Source organism: Bacillus sp. FSL L8-0167 (assembly GCF_038630295.1).
In the GTDB taxonomy this organism is placed as follows: domain Bacteria; phylum Bacillota; class Bacilli; order Bacillales; family Bacillaceae; genus Bacillus; species Bacillus safensis.
Genome location: NZ_CP152027.1, coordinates 3,079,557 through 3,097,420, shown reverse-complemented (window position 1 = coordinate 3,097,420; position 17,864 = coordinate 3,079,557). Strand labels below are relative to the sequence as shown.

17 protein-coding genes are annotated in these 17,864 nt (G+C 44.2%); 15 read left to right on the top strand and 2 right to left on the bottom strand.

Going from position 1 to position 17,864, the window contains the following annotated elements; translation table 11 throughout:
* Positions 1-8 precede the first annotated feature (8 nt).
* The 5 genes from opp1B to abc-f all read left to right on the top strand — a co-directional run bounded on the left by opp1B (position 9) and on the right by abc-f (position 5,268).
* Positions 9-938: a nickel/cobalt ABC transporter permease gene (gene opp1B, locus MHB66_RS16095; RefSeq protein WP_034281013.1), complete on the top strand. Its 930-nt coding sequence runs from the start codon at positions 9-11 to the stop codon at positions 936-938.
* Between the two features lie 5 nt (positions 939-943).
* The gene (opp1C, locus tag MHB66_RS16090) at positions 944-1,831 is read left to right on the top strand and encodes a nickel/cobalt ABC transporter permease (protein ID WP_034281011.1); all 888 of its coding nucleotides are present in this window, start codon (positions 944-946) and stop codon (positions 1,829-1,831) included.
* Positions 1,794-2,612: an ABC transporter ATP-binding protein gene (locus MHB66_RS16085; RefSeq protein WP_046313123.1), complete on the top strand. Its 819-nt coding sequence runs from the start codon at positions 1,794-1,796 to the stop codon at positions 2,610-2,612. The genes opp1C and MHB66_RS16085 overlap by 38 nt, the downstream gene beginning before the upstream one ends.
* Entirely contained in the window at positions 2,606-3,376 is a 771-nt protein-coding gene (locus MHB66_RS16080) for a dipeptide/oligopeptide/nickel ABC transporter ATP-binding protein (RefSeq protein ID WP_046313126.1), read from the top strand. The genes MHB66_RS16085 and MHB66_RS16080 overlap by 7 nt, the downstream gene beginning before the upstream one ends.
* Positions 3,377-3,708: 332 nt before the next feature.
* A complete protein-coding gene (gene abc-f, locus MHB66_RS16075; protein ID WP_200896502.1) occupies positions 3,709-5,268 on the top strand; it encodes an ABC-F type ribosomal protection protein in 1,560 nt (519 codons plus the stop codon).
* Between the two features lie 216 nt (positions 5,269-5,484).
* Here abc-f and MHB66_RS16070 read toward each other — a convergent pair whose 3' ends face one another.
* Positions 5,485-6,894 (bottom strand): polysaccharide deacetylase family protein, encoded by a 1,410-nt coding sequence (locus MHB66_RS16070; RefSeq protein ID WP_046313130.1) that lies wholly within the window; start codon positions 6,892-6,894, stop codon positions 5,485-5,487.
* Between the two features lie 323 nt (positions 6,895-7,217).
* Between MHB66_RS16070 and MHB66_RS16065 the strand changes: the two genes are divergently transcribed.
* The 4 genes from MHB66_RS16065 to MHB66_RS16050 all read left to right on the top strand — a co-directional run bounded on the left by MHB66_RS16065 (position 7,218) and on the right by MHB66_RS16050 (position 10,533).
* Positions 7,218-8,246 (top strand): iron ABC transporter permease, encoded by a 1,029-nt coding sequence (locus MHB66_RS16065; RefSeq protein ID WP_200896498.1) that lies wholly within the window; start codon positions 7,218-7,220, stop codon positions 8,244-8,246.
* Entirely contained in the window at positions 8,243-9,244 is a 1,002-nt protein-coding gene (locus MHB66_RS16060) for an iron ABC transporter permease (RefSeq protein ID WP_046313133.1), read from the top strand. Before MHB66_RS16065 ends, MHB66_RS16060 begins: the two co-directional genes overlap by 4 nt.
* Positions 9,245-9,264: 20 nt before the next feature.
* Complete coding sequence (locus MHB66_RS16055) at positions 9,265-10,164, top strand: iron-hydroxamate ABC transporter substrate-binding protein (protein WP_080701164.1); 900 nt, start codon at positions 9,265-9,267, stop codon at positions 10,162-10,164.
* Positions 10,165-10,308: 144 nt separating this feature from the next.
* The gene (locus MHB66_RS16050) at positions 10,309-10,533 is read left to right on the top strand and encodes a phage holin (protein ID WP_024423530.1); all 225 of its coding nucleotides are present in this window, start codon (positions 10,309-10,311) and stop codon (positions 10,531-10,533) included.
* An 86-nt stretch (positions 10,534-10,619) separates the two neighbouring features.
* Here MHB66_RS16050 and MHB66_RS16045 read toward each other — a convergent pair whose 3' ends face one another.
* On the bottom strand, positions 10,620-11,090 hold the full coding sequence (locus MHB66_RS16045) for a helix-turn-helix domain-containing protein (protein WP_024426096.1): 471 nt from the start codon (positions 11,088-11,090) through the stop codon (positions 10,620-10,622).
* Positions 11,091-11,347: 257 nt separating this feature from the next.
* Here MHB66_RS16045 and MHB66_RS16040 point away from each other — a divergent pair, with 257 nt between their 5' ends.
* The 6 genes from MHB66_RS16040 to MHB66_RS16015 all read left to right on the top strand — a co-directional run bounded on the left by MHB66_RS16040 (position 11,348) and on the right by MHB66_RS16015 (position 17,861).
* Positions 11,348-12,079, top strand: a complete 732-nt coding sequence (locus MHB66_RS16040) for a Wzz/FepE/Etk N-terminal domain-containing protein (RefSeq protein ID WP_024423528.1) — start codon at positions 11,348-11,350, stop codon at positions 12,077-12,079.
* Positions 12,069-12,752: a CpsD/CapB family tyrosine-protein kinase gene (locus tag MHB66_RS16035; RefSeq protein WP_024423527.1), complete on the top strand. Its 684-nt coding sequence runs from the start codon at positions 12,069-12,071 to the stop codon at positions 12,750-12,752. Before MHB66_RS16040 ends, MHB66_RS16035 begins: the two co-directional genes overlap by 11 nt.
* 165 nt (positions 12,753-12,917) lie before the next feature.
* A complete protein-coding gene (locus MHB66_RS16030; RefSeq protein WP_046313135.1) occupies positions 12,918-14,792 on the top strand; it encodes a nucleoside-diphosphate sugar epimerase/dehydratase in 1,875 nt (624 codons plus the stop codon).
* A complete protein-coding gene (locus MHB66_RS16025) occupies positions 14,758-15,906 on the top strand; it encodes a glycosyltransferase family 4 protein (protein ID WP_046313137.1) in 1,149 nt (382 codons plus the stop codon). Before MHB66_RS16030 ends, MHB66_RS16025 begins: the two co-directional genes overlap by 35 nt.
* A complete protein-coding gene (locus tag MHB66_RS16020; protein ID WP_046313141.1) occupies positions 15,899-16,738 on the top strand; it encodes a glycosyltransferase in 840 nt (279 codons plus the stop codon). The genes MHB66_RS16025 and MHB66_RS16020 overlap by 8 nt, the downstream gene beginning before the upstream one ends.
* Positions 16,731-17,861 (top strand): glycosyltransferase family 1 protein, encoded by a 1,131-nt coding sequence (locus tag MHB66_RS16015; protein WP_041115625.1) that lies wholly within the window; start codon positions 16,731-16,733, stop codon positions 17,859-17,861. The genes MHB66_RS16020 and MHB66_RS16015 overlap by 8 nt, the downstream gene beginning before the upstream one ends.
* Positions 17,862-17,864: the final 3 nt, after the last annotated feature.

The following is a 17,864-nucleotide window of genomic DNA, read 5'->3' as shown; positions in this document are numbered from 1 at the left end:
GTAGAGACATGACTCGCTATCTCTTAAAACGAATAATGATGCTTTTCCCGCTTATGATCTTCATCACCTTCTTTGCTTTTGTACTGCTGACGATGCGGGCAAGTGATCCAGCAGAGGTCGCTTTGCGGGTGAATCAAGTCACTCCAACAGAAGAAATGATTGAATCGATGCGGCAGGAGTTAGGCTTAGACCAGCCATTTTTCATCCGATATGCGACATGGCTTAAAAATGGATTAACAGGTGATTTTGGCAGGAGCTATGTCACGCAGGAGCCCGTTTTTGATCTTATCATGGAGGCGCTGCCTGCGACATTGCAGCTTGCAGGAGCAGCGCTCTTTTTTATCATAGTGCTCAGTTTATTGTTCGGGGGGATCTGTGCATATGCTGCTCACACTTGGGTGGACCGTTTATTGAGAGCCTTTGTGTTTATCGCCGCTTCAATGCCTAGTTTTTGGCTGGGAATTTTGTTGATTTGGCTTTTTTCTGTCAAATTCAATTGGGTTAATACGAGTGGAATGGAAGGGTTCAAATCGATTCTTCTTCCAGCTGTCACATTATCATTAGGCTACTTATCGACCTATGTGAGACTCATACGTAATCAAATTCTAAAATTTCAGCACGAGCCCTTTGTTTTTTATGCAAGAGCACGTGGTTTAAAGGAACGAACCGTTCAACTGAAAGTCATGAGGCATGCCCTGCAATTAGCGGTAACAGCACTTGGCATGTCTATTCCAAAGCTCATTGCGGGAACCGTCATTATTGAGAACCTTTTTGCTTGGCCAGGGGTTGGCCGGTTGTGTGTAACGGCTATTTTCCATGCTGACTTCCCTATTATTCAAGCCTATTTGTTTGTGATGGGGTTCCTGTTTGTTATGTGCAATCTCATCGCTGATATGATGCAAATGACCATGAATCCGCAATTGCGAAAGGAGGTATGACAACAATGATAGGGTGGCATCAATTAAGAAAAGACCGTATGGCGATTCTTTCAATCTGGCTGTTAGCGCTTGTCGCATTAGCTGGACTGTTTGCTCCAATGTTAGCACCACATGACCCAACAAATACGAACATTCTTCAAAAATATGCCGGTATCAGTCTTACTTACCCACTCGGAACGGATCATCTGGGGAGATGTGTATTATCGCGGCTTTTATATGGCATTCGGACAACAATGCTTGCTGCTATGCTGACGATGTGTATCACGATGCTCATTGGCAGCGCACTTGGACTCATGGCAGGCTTCTTTCGAGGAAAGGTGGATGGGGTTTTGATGAGGCTGTGTGATGTCATGCTGTCCTTTCCAGCAGAGGTGATGATTCTTGCGGTTGTGGGAATACTCGGACCTGGACTATTCAATATTATTTTGGCCAATGTCCTAGCGAAATGGGCCTGGTATACAAGAATGATTCGGTCGTCTGTCCTTCAATATGCGAATGAACCTTCTGTTCAATTTGCAAAGGTGACAGGCGGCAAACCCCTTTACATATTGAGGAGACATCTATTTCCTCGCATCTCAGGAGAAATGGCTGTTTTTGCGACACTTGATGCGGGCTGGGTGATCTTAAATATATCAGCACTGTCTTTTCTTGGATTAGGTGTGAGTGCACCTACACCAGAATGGGGCATGATGCTCAACGAGGCGAAGAATGTCATGGTGACACATCCAGCTCATATGCTTGCGCCTGGACTTGCCATCTTGTTTGTGGTCATGGCGTTGAGCTTTTTAGGAGACAGCCTTCAGCATGCCGCGAATCCTGCCATGCATCATACCAGAAAGAAAGGGGTGAGGCCATTTGCCTTTAATCGCCGTAAAAAATCTGTCCGTACATGATCCACAGCAGCAAAAGAATATAGTGACGAATATCACATTTTCTTTACATCAACAACGCTGTTTAGCCATCATTGGGGAAAGTGGCAGTGGAAAATCAACTGTCGCCAAAGCGTTAATTGATCTTGTCGCTCCTTCGCTAGAAGTGGAAGGAACGATCATTTTTGACGGCAAAACATTAACAAATCAAGAAGCGCATCAATGGCGGGGGAAACGAATAGGTTTCATCTCACAGGATGTCATGAATGCATTCAACCCTATCGAAACGATTGGTCATCAAATGGTGGAAACATTTCAGCAGCATTTGGGCTTACGAGGGAAAGAAGGGAAAGCACATGCTATGGCTGGGCTTACACGTGTCCATTTAAAAAATCCATATGATTTGATGAAAAAATATCCGTATGAACTGTCTGGAGGAATGCTTCAGCGTGTGATGATTGGCATCACGATGATGCTTTCTCCAGATGTGATCATTGCAGACGAGCCAACTGCATCACTTGATGCCTTTAATCGGCGTGAAGTCATCAGACAATTACACAGTTTAAAGGAAGAAACGGGTGTTACCTTAATCGTCATAACGCATGATCTAGGCATCGTTCAGGAAATCGCTGATGAATTGATGGTTATGCACCAAGGAGTAATGCTTGAGCATGGGTCAGCCAAGGAAGTGTTCACATCACCCGAGCATCCCCAAACAAAGCATTTACTTGAGACGAGGCTTCGATTATCTGCCCCTACTGAAGCACTGCGGCAGCAGAAGAGAGTGGAGGCGTTTCCATGTTGATCACAGCTATCGATCTAGTCAAACACGGTGAGAAGAAAGGTCTTTTTTCAAAACAAAAGAAACCAAAAGACCGCATATCAAATGTTTCGTTTCAAATCGAAAAAGGACAATGTGCCGGATTAGTCGGTGAGAGCGGCAGTGGCAAAAGTACATTGGCACGTATCCTGCTCGGTTTAGAAAAAATAGACGGGGGCGAGGTACAGATAGATGGTATGCCAGCTGACAAATGGCGGAGGATGAATCGGGGGAAAATGAGTGTTGTCTTTCAAGATTATCTATCTTCTGTTCATCCCTCCTTTACGGTGAAAGAGATCATAGCAGAACCGATGTATTTGTTAAAGCAGAATCAGAATCTGGATCAGAAGGTTTTGTCATTACTTGAGCAAGTCAGGCTGCCCTCGTCTGTACTGAATCAATATGCTCATCAGCTAAGCGGTGGTCAGCTCCAGCGAGTGTGCATCGCACGAGCCATATCGACGCATCCAGCCATTCTCATACTAGATGAAGTCTTGAGCTCACTGGATGTCTCTGTTCAAGTACAAATAATGGAGCTGCTTGAGACATTAAAACAAGAGCTAGACATGACCATGCTTCTCATTACTCATGATGTAGAAGCAGCGGTGTATCTATGTGACCGCCTCCTATTTTTACATGAAGGAAGCCTAGTGGAAGAATGCAAAAAGGACGAACTGTTTGAAGTGTCCCATCCATTTACACTCCAGTTAATTGACTCACTTATGCCATTTCAGCTTGACAAAAAATAACCAATCTTTTATCGTATACGTAACAAACGACGGAAGGGTGACCCAATGCAATGAAGTACTAATCCTATGACCTGTAAGCAAAATGAACGAACGAAGGCAGTGAGCAAACGATCCGTTTGCCATGTTTGCTGCGTTTTCATTTTTTAGCTTCGGAATAGGATGGTACAGCTTGGGAATCAAAAAATGAAGTGATTGATACGCGGGATGTGTGTGTTCAAATAGGAACAGCACTCCATACTGGATCAATCCGCTTATTTTTGTACACCATTTTGCCTCCTATTCTGAGAATGGGAGGCTTTTTCATGTCTCCTAATATGAAAGGAGAGGATTGGATGTTATTAAAAGCCAATCAGTTAAAGGTATTTCGAAAAGATCGCTTGTTATTTGATATTGAGGAGCTCGCCATCCATCAAGGTGATCGCATTGGCCTTGTAGGGACAAATGGCAGCGGGAAAACGACTTTATTGCATGTGCTGGCGGGGCAGGAAACACCAGACAGCGGCACGGTTGCCGCCACAGCGGTCTGTACGCTGCTTCCTCAATTGAAACAAGGAGACGGCAGACAGAGTGGCGGTGAAATGACCCAGACTTATATTGAAAGAGCATTAAGCCGGCCGTCTGCCCTTTTATTAGCAGATGAACCGACCACTCATTTGGATACGGAGCATATTGAGTGGCTGGAAGATAAGCTGCGTCATTATCAAGGAGCTCTCATTGTTGTTTCACATGATCGTGCTTTTTTAGATGCAATATGTACAGAGATTTGGGAGCTGGATCATGGGAAGCTTCATCATTACAAAGGCAATTACACACATTTTGCACAGCAAAAAGAGCTGGCACATCGTCAGCAGGTGGAAGCGTATGAAGCCTATACACAAAAGAAAAAACAGTTAGAGCATGCACTGGAAAAGAAAAAGAAAAAGGCGGACAAAGCGACAAAGCCCTCCCAAAAGGTGAAATCCTCAGGGCCTAAAATTGCAAAGCCCTACTATGCAAATAAGCAAAAAAAGCTGCAAAAAACAGCCAAATCCATTGAAACAAGGATGGAGAAATTAGAAAAGGTGGAGAAGGTAAAGGACATTCAGCCGATTCAAATGTCTCAGCATACGATGAAGGAAGTAGCAAGCCGTACCATTTTGCGAGTGGAAAATGTAGATGGCAAGGCGGGCGATAAAGTGCTTTGGAAGCAGGCGAATGTGGAAGTGAGGGGCGGAGACAAGGTTGCCATTATCGGAAAGAACGGGAGCGGCAAAACGACATTTCTCCGCATGTTAGTGAATGGACACCTCGGAGTTACTCGTTCAGAGGCTGTCAAGCTAGCCTATTTTCGTCAGGATCTTTCAGGACTGAAGGCAAATGAATCGATTTTACAAAATGCGCTCAAAGAGGCGGTTCAAGATGAGACGGTGGTTCGAACGGTTTTGGCGAGACTAGGATTTAGAGGGGATGATGTGCACAAGCCTGTTGAGGTATTAAGCGGGGGAGAACGGGTGAAGACGATGCTTGCGTCCCTACTTGTCAGTGATGCCAATGTTCTCATGCTGGATGAACCGACGAACTTTTTAGATCTGGCGGCAGTTGAAGCACTTGAAGGTCTATTGAAGGATTACCCAGGTACCGTTGTGTTTGTTTCCCACGATCGCAGGCTGATTGAAGAGGTTGCCACTCGTATTTTCCATATTCATGAGGAACGTATTGAAGCATTTGACGGCACATATGAAGCCTATAAACAAAAGGAAGAAAAACCAGCTGTGACAAATAGAGAAGAGGAGCTTCTGTTAATTGATATGCAGCTGTCTGAAGTGCTCAGCCGTTTAAGTATTGAGCCGTCGCAAGAGCTTGAAGAGACATTTCAAGCATTATTGAAACAAAAAAAGTCTTTGGAGTCATAAAAGAAAACCCCTGTTTACTCTACAGGGGTTTCAGCGCGCGGACAAACCCTCGCATTCTTTGTCAGTCCTGCGTGCCGGTGCTCACGAATGTACAATTCGCTCCGCTCCAGTACTCGTCCTTCCTAGACTTTAAAGGTTTTCCATCACGCTGAAAAGAAGACAAAGGGCTAAAATAAAGATCATTTTAGCCCTTTGTCAACAATCTGAGACCCCTGTTTACTCTACAGGGGTTTGTTCATGTCGTTCTTCTTTTAATTGTTCAAGTTCACTCACTGTGACGAGCTGGTAGCCTTGTTTGGTGAGTTCATGGATGATCTTTACGGCTGCTTGGGCTGAGCTTTCATAAATATCGTGCATTAACACTGTTCTGCCATCGGCTGCATGTGAGAGAACGCGGTTTGTGATCTGCTGGCTGTTGCGGATTTTCCAATCCTCAGGATCAACATCCCACAAAGTGACCTTCATCCCAATTGCATGATTGATATCTTGATTTGTACCGCCATATGGCGGTCTAAAGTGCGTAGGTGTATATCCGCTCGCTTTCTCAATCAGCTGCTGGGTGTCCTTCACTTGTTTCACCGCTTCATCTAAAGACAGTCTTGTTAATAAAGGGTGATTGTAGGAATGGTTTCCGATCTCATTCCCGCCTTTTAAAATATCGGCAAGCATTCCAGGATAATATTGCACCCTGCTGCCCAATACGAAAAAGGTGGCATGTCCTTTATTTTTCTTCAGCGCATCTAAAATTTTTGTGGTTGTCGCTGGATTCGGTCCATCATCAAATGTGAGTGCGATGGCTTTTTTATTCGGGTCAAGCTTTGATTTTTGCGGCAGCTTGACGGCTTTTCTTTTTGGATTCGGTTCTTTCATTTCATTTTTATTTTTGAGTTTATCCATATATTCTGGCTTTAATATGTCCTTCAGCAATGTCTTTTTGATTGCGAGTGTTTGCGGACCAAGATCCTCTGCGGCTACTTGAGATGCAGGGAAATAAAATTCTACATATTTGTCTTTCAAGGCAAATTGACTGAAGTTTTGAGCATCAGGGGCTGTTCCTTTCTGAAGGAGAGGCTGATCCTTAGATAAGGTTTTGTCCTTCCGAAGCTCTGTATATGTAATATAGGATAATTTCTTTAAATAATTGGTTTTAGGCAGAAATAAATCTTTGGTGTCAAGAAAGGTTTTCTTCTGAAAATCAAAGTTAATCGTGAGATGATTGGTGGTTCCACTTTGCTGGCCAGTATACGTATAGGTCGTAAAACGAATGGCAGCAGACTGCTTCGCATAATGCACCATTTCATAATCAATATTCAGTTCATAGCGTTTATGTTCATCGATATCCTTTGCTTCACTGAATGTTTTTTTGAAATGCTCTAATGCTGAATTGGCATAGCTTTGAATCTTATCATCTAGCTCTTTTTGATGAAAAAGAGGATAGTTGACTGCATATCTCATAAATTTCCCGTCATTTACGAGAGTGACAATTTCTACGTTTTTATAGTTCGTATCCTGCTTTACATTTTTCTTCTCTGTACCGCTTGCTTGTTGATTTTGAAAGAAAGCAACTGCTCCAATGACGACTGCAAGCGCAAATAGGACGATACTCCATTTTCCCTTTACTGACACAACTTTCAAATCTCCTCTCATGACGGGTCATTCTTTATTAGTTTGACATCTGTTTGTAATATTTTTATAACATTTGACTTACTTTTGTAATTTTAGGGGATATTCATGCGAAATGTCAACTATTTTCCTATTAAACTATGAGAAAAAATGATAGGCCGTACTGAGCGGCAAAAAGAACCTCCCACCCCGATGCTCCGCACATACCTTCATTAATTAAAAAAAGGGGTGTACATTGATTTTTTAGAGGCTGGCGGCTATAATTTTGTTGATTATGATTCTCATTTTCAAACTGACTTTTAATGAAGAAAAGGATGACACCGATTTTGCAGGATAAGCGAAAACCTCAACAAAAACGACCATCACATATTCTGTTCTTTTTGATATTTTTTCTCGCCGTCATTGGTTTAGCGGCTGCCATGTTTTTTGCTGTGTCATACGGTGCAAAAACATTGTCTCTGCAAACGGTTTGGACAGCTGTATTTGACTACCAGTCAAATGTTACAGAGCAGCAGATCATCCATGAATTAAGACTTCCACGTGTTTTAGGGGCAGCACTAGTGGGAGCGGCGTTTGCCGTTGCGGGTGCTCTTATGCAGGGCATCACAAGAAATCCACTGGCAGATGCGGGGATTTTGGGCATTAATGGCGGTGCGATGTTTGTGGTCGCTCTCTGTTTTGCTTTTTTCCCAGGAATGCCTTATTCAGCACTGATGTTTTTTTCCTTTATTGGTGCTGTGCTCAGTACGCTACTGATCTTTGCGATTGGAGCGGCTGGCGGCGTATTGACGCCGCTGCGCCTCACTGTAGCAGGAGCGGTTGTAGCTGCATTGCTTCATGCGCTCAGCTCTGGGATCGCGATTTATTTTGACCTGAGTCAGGATCTGGCTTTTTGGTATGCAGGCGGGGTAGCTGGTGTGAAATGGCCGCAGCTGACGATTCTCGCCCCGGTTATTCTGATTGTGATCGTATGGGCCATGCTATTAGGCCGGTCACTTTCCTTACTATCGCTCGGTGAAGATACAGCGGCAAATTTAGGGGTCAAAACACGACAAGTGCGAATACTAGGAATGGCCGCTGCTGTGTTATTAGCAGGGGTTTCTGTATCAGCAGTTGGATCGATTGGGTTTGTCGGTCTCGTCATCCCGCATATTACACGAAAGCTTGTTGGTGTAGACTATCGTTTCGTCATTCCAATGTCAGCGATATTAGGCGCAATGCTGCTTGTCTTTGCAGACCTTGCCAGCCGTACAGTCAATCCGCCAAGAGAGCTTGCCATTGGCGTGATGGTGGCACTTGTTGGTGTTCCTTTCTTCTTATACATTGCCAGAAAAGAAGGGAGGAACCTGTCATGAGAGAGAAACAGCGTGCTCTTGTCGTGACAGTCGTTTTGCTTTGCCTGAGTGCGGCTGTTGTGCTGTATAGTTTAAATACCGGTACGCTGAAACTAAACCCTGTCATGGTCGTCAAGACGTTATTTGGCTTTGGGGATTTTCAAAGTGAAACGGTGCTGTTTGACTATCGTCTGCCTCGAATTGTGGTGACGATGTTAGCTGGTATTGGTCTTGGCATTGCTGGCGGCATTTTGCAGAGCTTATCCCGTAACCCGCTGGCCGATCCTGGGATAATTGGACTGAATGCAGGGGCGGCATTTGGCTTAATTGTGTTTGTGACATATTTTCACGCACTTGAAGGCAATCCGTCTCTTCTTATTCCGCTCTTTACGTTTGGCGGCGGACTGCTCGCGGCAGCGGTCATCATGCTTCTTGCATATGACCGGCATGAAGGGCTTGTTCCTATCCGGCTGATCTTAGTTGGCATTGCGGTTGCTGCGGGATTTAGTGCACTCACCTTATATTTGTCATTGAAGCTCGATGAAGATACATATACGTTTGCTTCAAGATGGCTTGTGGGCAATGTATGGGGGAGAGACTGGATTCATGTGCTGGCGCTTCTGCCTTGGATTGTATGCCTTGTACCGCTTACGCTGATGCAGTCAAACACGCTCAATGCATTGACATTAGGAGATGCTGTCGCCTCAAGTGTAGGTGTACGTGTCCAGCGTAAACGTCTCCTTTTGCTGACCTTAGCGGTAGGCCTCGCGAGTGCAAGTGTTTCGATGACAGGCGGTATTGGCTTTATAGGCCTCGTCGCCCCGCATTTGGCTAGACGGCTTGTCGGTTCATTGCATCAGTATTTTTTACCAGTTAGTGCGCTGCTTGGCTTGTTGATTTTGGTCAGTGCCGATACAATCGGACGTTCCATCTTTGCTCCAAATGCGATACCGGCGGGTGTGGTCGTGGCCTTTATCGGTGCCCCATATTTTCTTTATTTATTAACTAAAACGAAATAAACACGAAAGAGGAACTCATCATGAAAAAATTACTAGTGTTTGGATTAACGCTCTGTTTCTTGCTGCTTGCCGCTTGCGGCGGACAACAGGAAACAAAGAATACAACAAATGAAAAGACCAATGGAACACCAAAGATTGCTTCCTTGTCTATTCATTTAACAAATGACTTATTAGCACTAGGTATCAAGCCGGCGGGCTCTGTTGTAGGAGGAGACTTAAAAGATTTCCTTCCACATGCGAAAAAGCAGCTGAGTCAGACGAAGAAGCTCGGCATTGCAGCTGATCCAGATATGGAATCACTGCTTGCGTTACAACCAGATGTCATTTATGTTGATGAAGAATTAGCCGGACAAGACTTATCGAAATATAAAAAGATCGCTAAAACAGAAGTGTTTAATTTAAATGATGGCACATGGCGGGATCATTTGAAAAAAATCGCCAAACACGTCAATAAAGAAAAAGAAGCGGATCAATATATTAAGAATTACAATCAAGAAGCAAAAGAAGTCAAATCGCTCATCAAGAAAAAGATTGGAAACGGAAAAGTCATGGCGATCCGTGTGACAGCAAAGGAGCTTCGTGTATTTAGCATGAAGCGCCCAATGGGTCCTATTTTATACGAGGATTTAGGCCTGACACCTGTCGATGGTGTGAAAAAGCTGGACAGCAAGCGCCCATTTGAAGTGATTTCTCAAGAGGTTCTTCCTGATTATGATGCTGATGCGATCTTTGTCGTTGTCAACCGTGATGATAAAGCGCAGCAGGCATTCAAGCAATTAGAAAAGACTCCGATTTGGAAGGGTCTAAAAGCAGTGAAGAAAAACCAAGTCTATCCGATTGCCGATCAGCCGTGGCTCGATTATTCAGCTCTAGGCAATAAAATGGCATTGGATGAAGCAAAAGAGATGTTCTCTAAATAAATAGCAAATGAAATCAGGCATCATTCCGCATATAGGAATGATGTCTCTTTTTTTGATTCGTTCTTCTATTCATTCGGCTGATGCATACATATGAGAGAGAACGAGCAATACCGCCCGTGAGAAGAGGAAAGGGAGGGGTTACAGTTGGAGGTTCAAAAAATTAGTGCAGGTACAATTGCAAGGCTTGTGCTGCTTTTACTGGCGCTTGTTAACAGTGCGCTAACTGCTGCAGGAAAAAGCCCAATTCCTATTGATGAAGAAGGCGTTCAACAATTCATCACACTGGCCTTTCTGGGAATTACATCACTATGGGCCTATTGGAAAAACAATGATATAACGAAAAAAGCACGAACAAAAAAAGAAGAATAACAGAAAAAAGAGCCTTTCATGAATCAAAGGCTCTTTTTCATCGAAGCGTCAAACGCCTCTCCCCGCAATCATTCTTCCTGAAAGGCTTACGCCCGGCGTTCTCCCATGTTGTTGAGGAAAGCTTTTACTTCCTCAATGCTTAAACCAATTGCCTTCGCTTCACTCATTAGACGCTTCCACTCTGCGATATTTGAATCAGTCAGCTTTCTATGGGTGACATGTAACGACTTTTCTTCCTGCTCCTTTCGGTACGTTTGGAGCAGCTGATAGAGCTCTTCTTTAGGCATGCCTGATTGGACGGCACTCACAATATGCTCCCGCCATTCGTGTTCACCACCCTCAGCATAATGAAACATCATCGTCTCTGCATCAAACAGCTCTTGTAAATCGATCTCTAATGAAGAGGATACCTTTTTTAAGAACTGGACAGATGGATTTCTGTGGACACCACGCTCAATTTTGCTCAAATATGACTTAGAGACATGAGCATCCTCAGCCAGCTGCTGAATCGAGTATCCTTTTCTCTTTCGGTAAATGCGTATCACCTTGCCTATCATTCGATCAATGATCTCCCTTCTCCCCGGCGAATAGTTCTGCGACCTTTTCGTTCATTATAAGAAATAAATTGTTCTTTATAAAATTCAAAAACGTAAGAATCAGGAAGTAAACAAAAGAAAACGAACGATTTCGTTCTTTAAAAAGAACTATAAGACCTATTATGACATTTTTCTTTGCGGGTATTATCTTTTATAATCCAATCATTAACAAAAAGAAACCATATATAACCTTTTTATGATGAAATCGGGAGGTATCTATGAATGAGAATATAGGTTTTAAGCAGCTGTTTTCTGTCATTAAAGAGAAAATGGCCCTTCTGATCCTGATTGTCCTGATCGTAACGGGCATTTCAGCCTATTATCAGTTCTATGTCTCGACTCCTGTATATCAGGCAACCACTCAAATTCTTGTTCATAAACGCAGCAATGACGCACAAGCAGATTTAAACGATATTCAGATGAACCTTCAATATACACGTACCTTTCAAGTTTTATTAAAAAGCCCAATCGTCATTGAAAAAGTAAAAGAAACACTCCATCTCACAGAATCAGCAGAAGGACTAAAGCACAAAATTGCCACAAGTACAGAAAATGAGTCTGAGGTCATCAATATTTCTGTACAAGATGAGGATCGCGCGAAGGCAGTCGCCATTGCGAATACCGCAACAGAGGTGCTGCAAGAAGAAATCAAAAAAACAATGAATATGGATCGCATTAATGTTTTGTCTGAAGCCAAGCTGTCCAACACGATTCTGATGAATTCAAGGAAATTCGTTCATATCGTTCTGGCACTAGGCGCCTCTTTATTAGGAGGCATGACACTCATTTTCTTAATGAATTTACTCGATGATACTGTAAAACGAACACATCAAATAAGAGAAGAGATCGGATTGCCGTCGCTTGGCAGTGTCTATCAGATGCAGGCAGACAGGAGGGCCAAAAAAGACAAGCAGTCCGTCATAACGGGAGGACAGAACATTGATCTTTAAGAGGAAGAAAAGAGAAAAGAGAGATTTATCCTGTATTTCTGTATTAAATCCTCACTCTGTCATTGCGGAACAATTTCGTACGATCCGAACAAACATCGAATTCACATCGATCCAAACAAGGCTGAAATCGATATTAGTGACCTCCTCCTTACCGAAGGAAGGGAAATCATTTACGGCTGCAAACTTAGCAGCTGTTTTTGCACAGCAGAACAAGCGGGTGCTGCTCATGGACGCTGATTTGCGAAAGCCGGCCGTCCATGAATATTTTGACCTGAGTCATCATACCGGTTTGACGAATGTGCTATTAAATAATTGCAGCTTGGAAGAAGCCATTTTACCGACACCGATTGAGCATTTAGAGCTGCTTCCGAGTGGAACCATTCCGCCGAATCCAGCTGAGCTGCTCTCCTCTTCTGTGATGAAGCAGCTCTTTTATGAGATTGAACAGCAATATGACATGGTGATTGTTGATTCCACGCCGCTTCTGCCAGTTGCAGATGCAAAGATCTTGGCGAACCGGACGGATGGGAGCATTCTCGTTGTCTTAAGCGGCAAAACAAAGATTGCTGCTGTGAAGAAATCAAAAGAAGTATTAGAAGGAACAACAAGTAAACTGCTTGGAGCTATGCTAAATGGCAAGAAAGAGAAAAAGGGCAGGCTGTATATGTATTAAAAAGATTGATAGGTGATGTCTCCTAATCTTTAACAATGGAGGCACTCGATCCTGCTGTGGGCATAACCGGTGCCTTAGATGCTCGTCATCAGTAGTGGGATGTGAGGACGGGTTTGATGCCCATGTTACGTAAGAATAGTGATGCTTTAAAAAGGGGGAGGAGCGTTGACTTACGCCCAAAGATTATCAATCATCGTAGCACTAGATTCATATCTCATCTTAGTTGCCGTCTTTTTTGGTTTTCAATTTGTCCAAGAGGCGGCTTTAACCGTTTATACATTTGAAATGCTCGCCATTTCTTCACTCAGTCTGCTCATTGGGCACCATATATTTGCCTGCATGTTTCATGTGTACAAGCAAGTATGGGCTTATACAGGAGTAAGAGAGTTATTTTCTTTAATGAAGACCTTTGTGTGTTCTTTTTTATTTTCGATGACGATGCTGTACCTTTTCGTGCAGACATGGCCATTTCGGTTTTTATTCATCGTGTGGCTTTTCCATATCTTATTCATCGGTGCATCTCGTATGGCTTCTAGGCTATTTCATGACGGGGCAAAACGGCTTCAAGCAGAAAAAGAGCGGGCATTAATTATTGGCGCCGGATCAGCGGGGACCATGCTCGTTCGTCAGCTTCAGCAATCGAGTGATGTACATATTGAGCCAGTCGCCTTCATCGATGATGACAAGACGAAACATCGGCTTGAAATTATGGGTCTGCCTGTCATAGGAGGAAAAGAACAAATTAAAACGGCTGTCGTCATGATGGATATTCAGAAGATCATCATCGCCATTCCGTCCAAAAGCAGCCACACCTTAAAAGGGCTGTATAAGGAATGTGTCGCGACCGGAGTCAAAACACAGATCATGCCGGAAATGGAGCAGATTTTAAAAGGAACCCATGCGCTGAATCAATTACGGGATGTACAGCCAGAGGATTTACTAGGGAGAGAACCGATTCAATTAGATACGAGCCGTCTATCTGCTCATTTAAAGGGAAAAACAATCATGGTCACAGGGGCAGGCGGATCAATTGGATCAGAAATCTGCCGTCAAATTTGTGTGTTTGCTCCTCAAGCGATTGTACTTGTGGGACATGGAGAATTTAGCATTCATTCTATTTTACTAGAGCTGAAAGAATTATATGGAGGCAGCATCAGACTCTATCCACAAATTGCGGATATTCAAGATAAACAGAAAATGAGTGAAATCGTTGGTCAATTTCAGCCGGATATGATTTATCATGCTGCGGCACATAAGCATGTCCCGCTCATGGAGATCAGTCCGAAAGAAGCTGTGAAAAACAATATTATCGGGACAAAAAATGTCGCAGAAGCCGCACACGAGCACGGCATTGAAACATTCGTCCTCATCTCATCTGACAAAGCGGTCAACCCTGCCAATGTGATGGGAGCCACAAAGCGGTTTGCTGAGATGCTGATCATGCAAATGGGGGCAAGCAGCGAAACAAAATTTGTTGCCGTTCGATTTGGAAATGTACTCGGAAGCAGAGGGAGCGTCATCCCTATTTTTAAGAAACAAATCGAGCAAGGCGGGCCGGTGACGGTCACGCACCCAGCCATGACAAGATATTTTATGACCATCCCAGAAGCATCAAGGCTTGTGATTCAGGCAGGTGCACTGGCAGAAGGAAGACAGATTTTTGTTTTAGATATGGGGGAGCCAGTGAAAATCGTGGACCTCGCAGAAAACCTCATTCACCTCTCAGGCTACACCACAGACCAGATTCCGATCACTTTCACAGGCATTCGTCCTGGAGAGAAAATGTACGAGGAATTACTCAACCAGCATGAAAAAGCACAGGAGCAAATCTTCCCGAAAATTCATATCGGCCATGCGCTGGATGGTGACCCATATGTGCTGAACCGCTTTATCCATGAATTTGACATGATGAGCGAAGAGCAGATGAGACAAGCATTATTTGCTGCCATTGAGTCACATGATATGTTGTCCGAACAGATGAAACGAGAGGAGGAGCCGCTTGTCAATGAAGAAAAAAGTCTTGTTTTGCGCAACGGTTGATTATCACTTTAAAGCCTTTCATCTTCCGTATTTCCGGTGGTTTCAGGAACAAGGATGGGAAGTGCATACAGCGGCAAACGGCCAGCTGAAGCTGCCCTATGTGAATCAAGCTCACTCAATTCCGATTCAGCGCTCTCCTTTTCATGTACGCAACCGGCTTGCGTATGTAGAACTGAAGAACCTGTTAGCAAAAGAGCACTATGATTTCATCCATTGCCACACACCAATGGGAAGTGTCATTGGCAGGCTCGCAGCCAAAGGTACGCGCAAAAAAGGAACGAAGGTTCTCTACACGGCACATGGCTTTCACTTTTGGCAGGGGGCGCCGCTTCAAAACTGGCTGCTCTATTATCCAATAGAGAGATTTCTAGCCCGCTATACAGACGCTCTGATCACCATTAATGGAGAAGATTTTAAAAGAGCCGACCGTCTATCCAAAGAGCGGACATCTGTTTATTATGTGCCCGGTATGGGTGTGGATATGAAACGGTTCGCACCTGTCGATGAAAAAGAGAAGCAGCGCCTTCGCGCAGCCTATGGCTTTTCCTCGGAAGATTTTATCGTGCTGTGTGCTGGTGAATTAAATACGAATAAAAATCAAGGGATGCTCATCAAAGCATGTGCGCAGCTGTCTAGGAAAATACCAAATATAAAAATCGTGTTTGCGGGGGAAGGGACAATGAGGCCGAACTATGAAAAGCTTACCCGCCAGCTCCATCTTGAAAATCATGTCCACTTTGCTGGGTTCTGCAAACAAATAGAGGAATGGATGCATATGAGCGATGTATGTGTTTCCACCAGCTTGAGAGAAGGGCTCGGCATGAACCTGCTTGAAGCGATGTCGGCAGAAAAACCTGTGATTGCAACGGAGAATAGAGGACATTGTGAGCTTGTCAAACATGGCGTCAATGGTTTTTTAGTTAAACCGCAAGATGTGAATAGTTTAGCTGATTACTTGCAGCAGCTCTACGACAAAAAAGATCAGCTGCCCCTCATGGGGAAAGCGGGACGCTCTATGGCTCATGCATTTGCACAGGAGCAGACGGTCAGTGCAATGGAAGAAATTTATACAATCTATATGGATCAAGCAGAGAAGGTGATACAGCATGCATAAACCAAAGGTGTCTATGATCATGGGCGTCTACAATTGCCAAGAGACAGTAGAAGAAAGCATTGAATCTATTCTTCATCAAACATATGAAAACTGGGAGCTCATCATATGTGATGACGCATCAACAGATGGCACTTATGAGAAAGTGCTGTCTTATACAAAACGACATCCTGAAAGAATTCGCCTGATCCGCAATAAACAAAATCAAAGACTCGCTGCCAGTCTCAATCGCTGCCTGGCTGAAGCGAGGGGAGAGTTGATTGCAAGGCAGGATGGCGACGATCTATCAGTGCCTGTTCGTTTAGAAAAACAGGTTCATTTCCTCGATACATATCCTGAATATGATGTGGTCGGTACGGCGATGACGGTTTTTGATGAATCTGGAACAAAGGGTGTGCGGGCACTTGTTTCAGAGCCCGATCGGAAGGTGATGGCAAGAGGGACTCCTTTTTGTCATGGGACCATTATGATGAGGGCTTCTGCTTACAAGGCTTTACATGGATATCGCTCTGTGAAAACAACAAGGCGGATGGAAGATATCGATCTTTGGATCCGCTTTTTTGCTGCTGGGAGAAAAGGCTTTAATTTACAAGAGCCGTTATATCTGGTGAGAGAGGATGATGCGGCTTTTCAGCGGCGGAAGTTTCGATATTCGATAGATAATGCCTGGCTCGTTTTGAAAGCATGCTGGCTATTAAAGCTGTCGCCGCTTGACTATTTATTTGCTCTAAAGCCAGTGGTCCGTGCTTGCTTGTCACCGAAGATCATGAAGCTTTATCATCGCCGGAAGCTGGCGTCGTCTATGCTGAAGAGGAGGGCGGTTCGGGATGAGTGAGCCAAAGCGCGTGCTTCATATTGTGGGCGGGATGAACCGCGGCGGAGCTGAAACGATGATTATGAACATTTATCGTGCACTCGACAGGAATGTCCTTCAATTTGATTTCATTACCCACCGGCAGGACGTCTGTGATTATGATGAGGAAATTCGCCGGCTTGGGGGACGCATCTTTTACGTCCCAAGTATTGGGGCGTCCTCTCCGGTTGCTTTTGTGAAAACATTGACCAAGACAATTAGGCAAACAGGGCCCTATCAGGCAGTGCATGCACATACGGATTTTCAGACAGGCTTCTCCGCACTTGCTGCCAAACTAGCGGGGGTGAAGGTGCGCATTTGCCATTCACATAATACAGCGTGGAAGCCGTCGCCAAACTGGCTGGATCATATGATGCTCAAAGGGTTTCGCCAGCTGATCTTTACATTCTCTACACAGCTTGTTGCATGCGGCGAGGATGCCGGTGTCTTTTTATTTGGACAGAAAAAAATGCAGAACGGGCAGGTTGAGGTGCTGCCAAATGGGATTGATTTATCCCTTTTTTTTCAGCCCAATCCAGAAGAAAAGGCGGAGATCAAAAAGCACCTCCATCTTCGCGAAAAAAACATGGTCATTGGTCATATTGGACGGTTCCATGAGCAAAAAAATCATGTTTTTTTTATGGAGCTGGCACAGACCTTAAAGAAGCAAGGGGTTTCATTTCAGCTTGTCCTCGTAGGAGATGGACCGCTGAAGCAAGTAGTCGAATCGTATGCAGAGAAGGCAGGCTTGATGGATGACGTTGTCTTTACAGGCGTCGTATCAGACGTTCCGCAGTATATGAAAGCATTTGATGTATTTGTGATGCCTTCCTTGTTTGAAGGTCTTCCGCTTGTATTAGTGGAAGCCCAGGCGTCTGGTCTGCCTTGTGTGATTTCAGATCATATTACAGAGGAAGTAGATTTAGGCTGCGGGCTTGTGAAAAGGAAGTCGCTGCGAGATTCCGCGCATGAATGGATGAAGGCGGTGCTTGAAGCATATCATGCAGAACCTCCTCTTCAAGAGACCATTACCTCTCAGCTTGAAAAAAGAGGATTTGATGTGAAACAGAATATTACACGTGTGATGAATCTATACGGACTGTAAGGA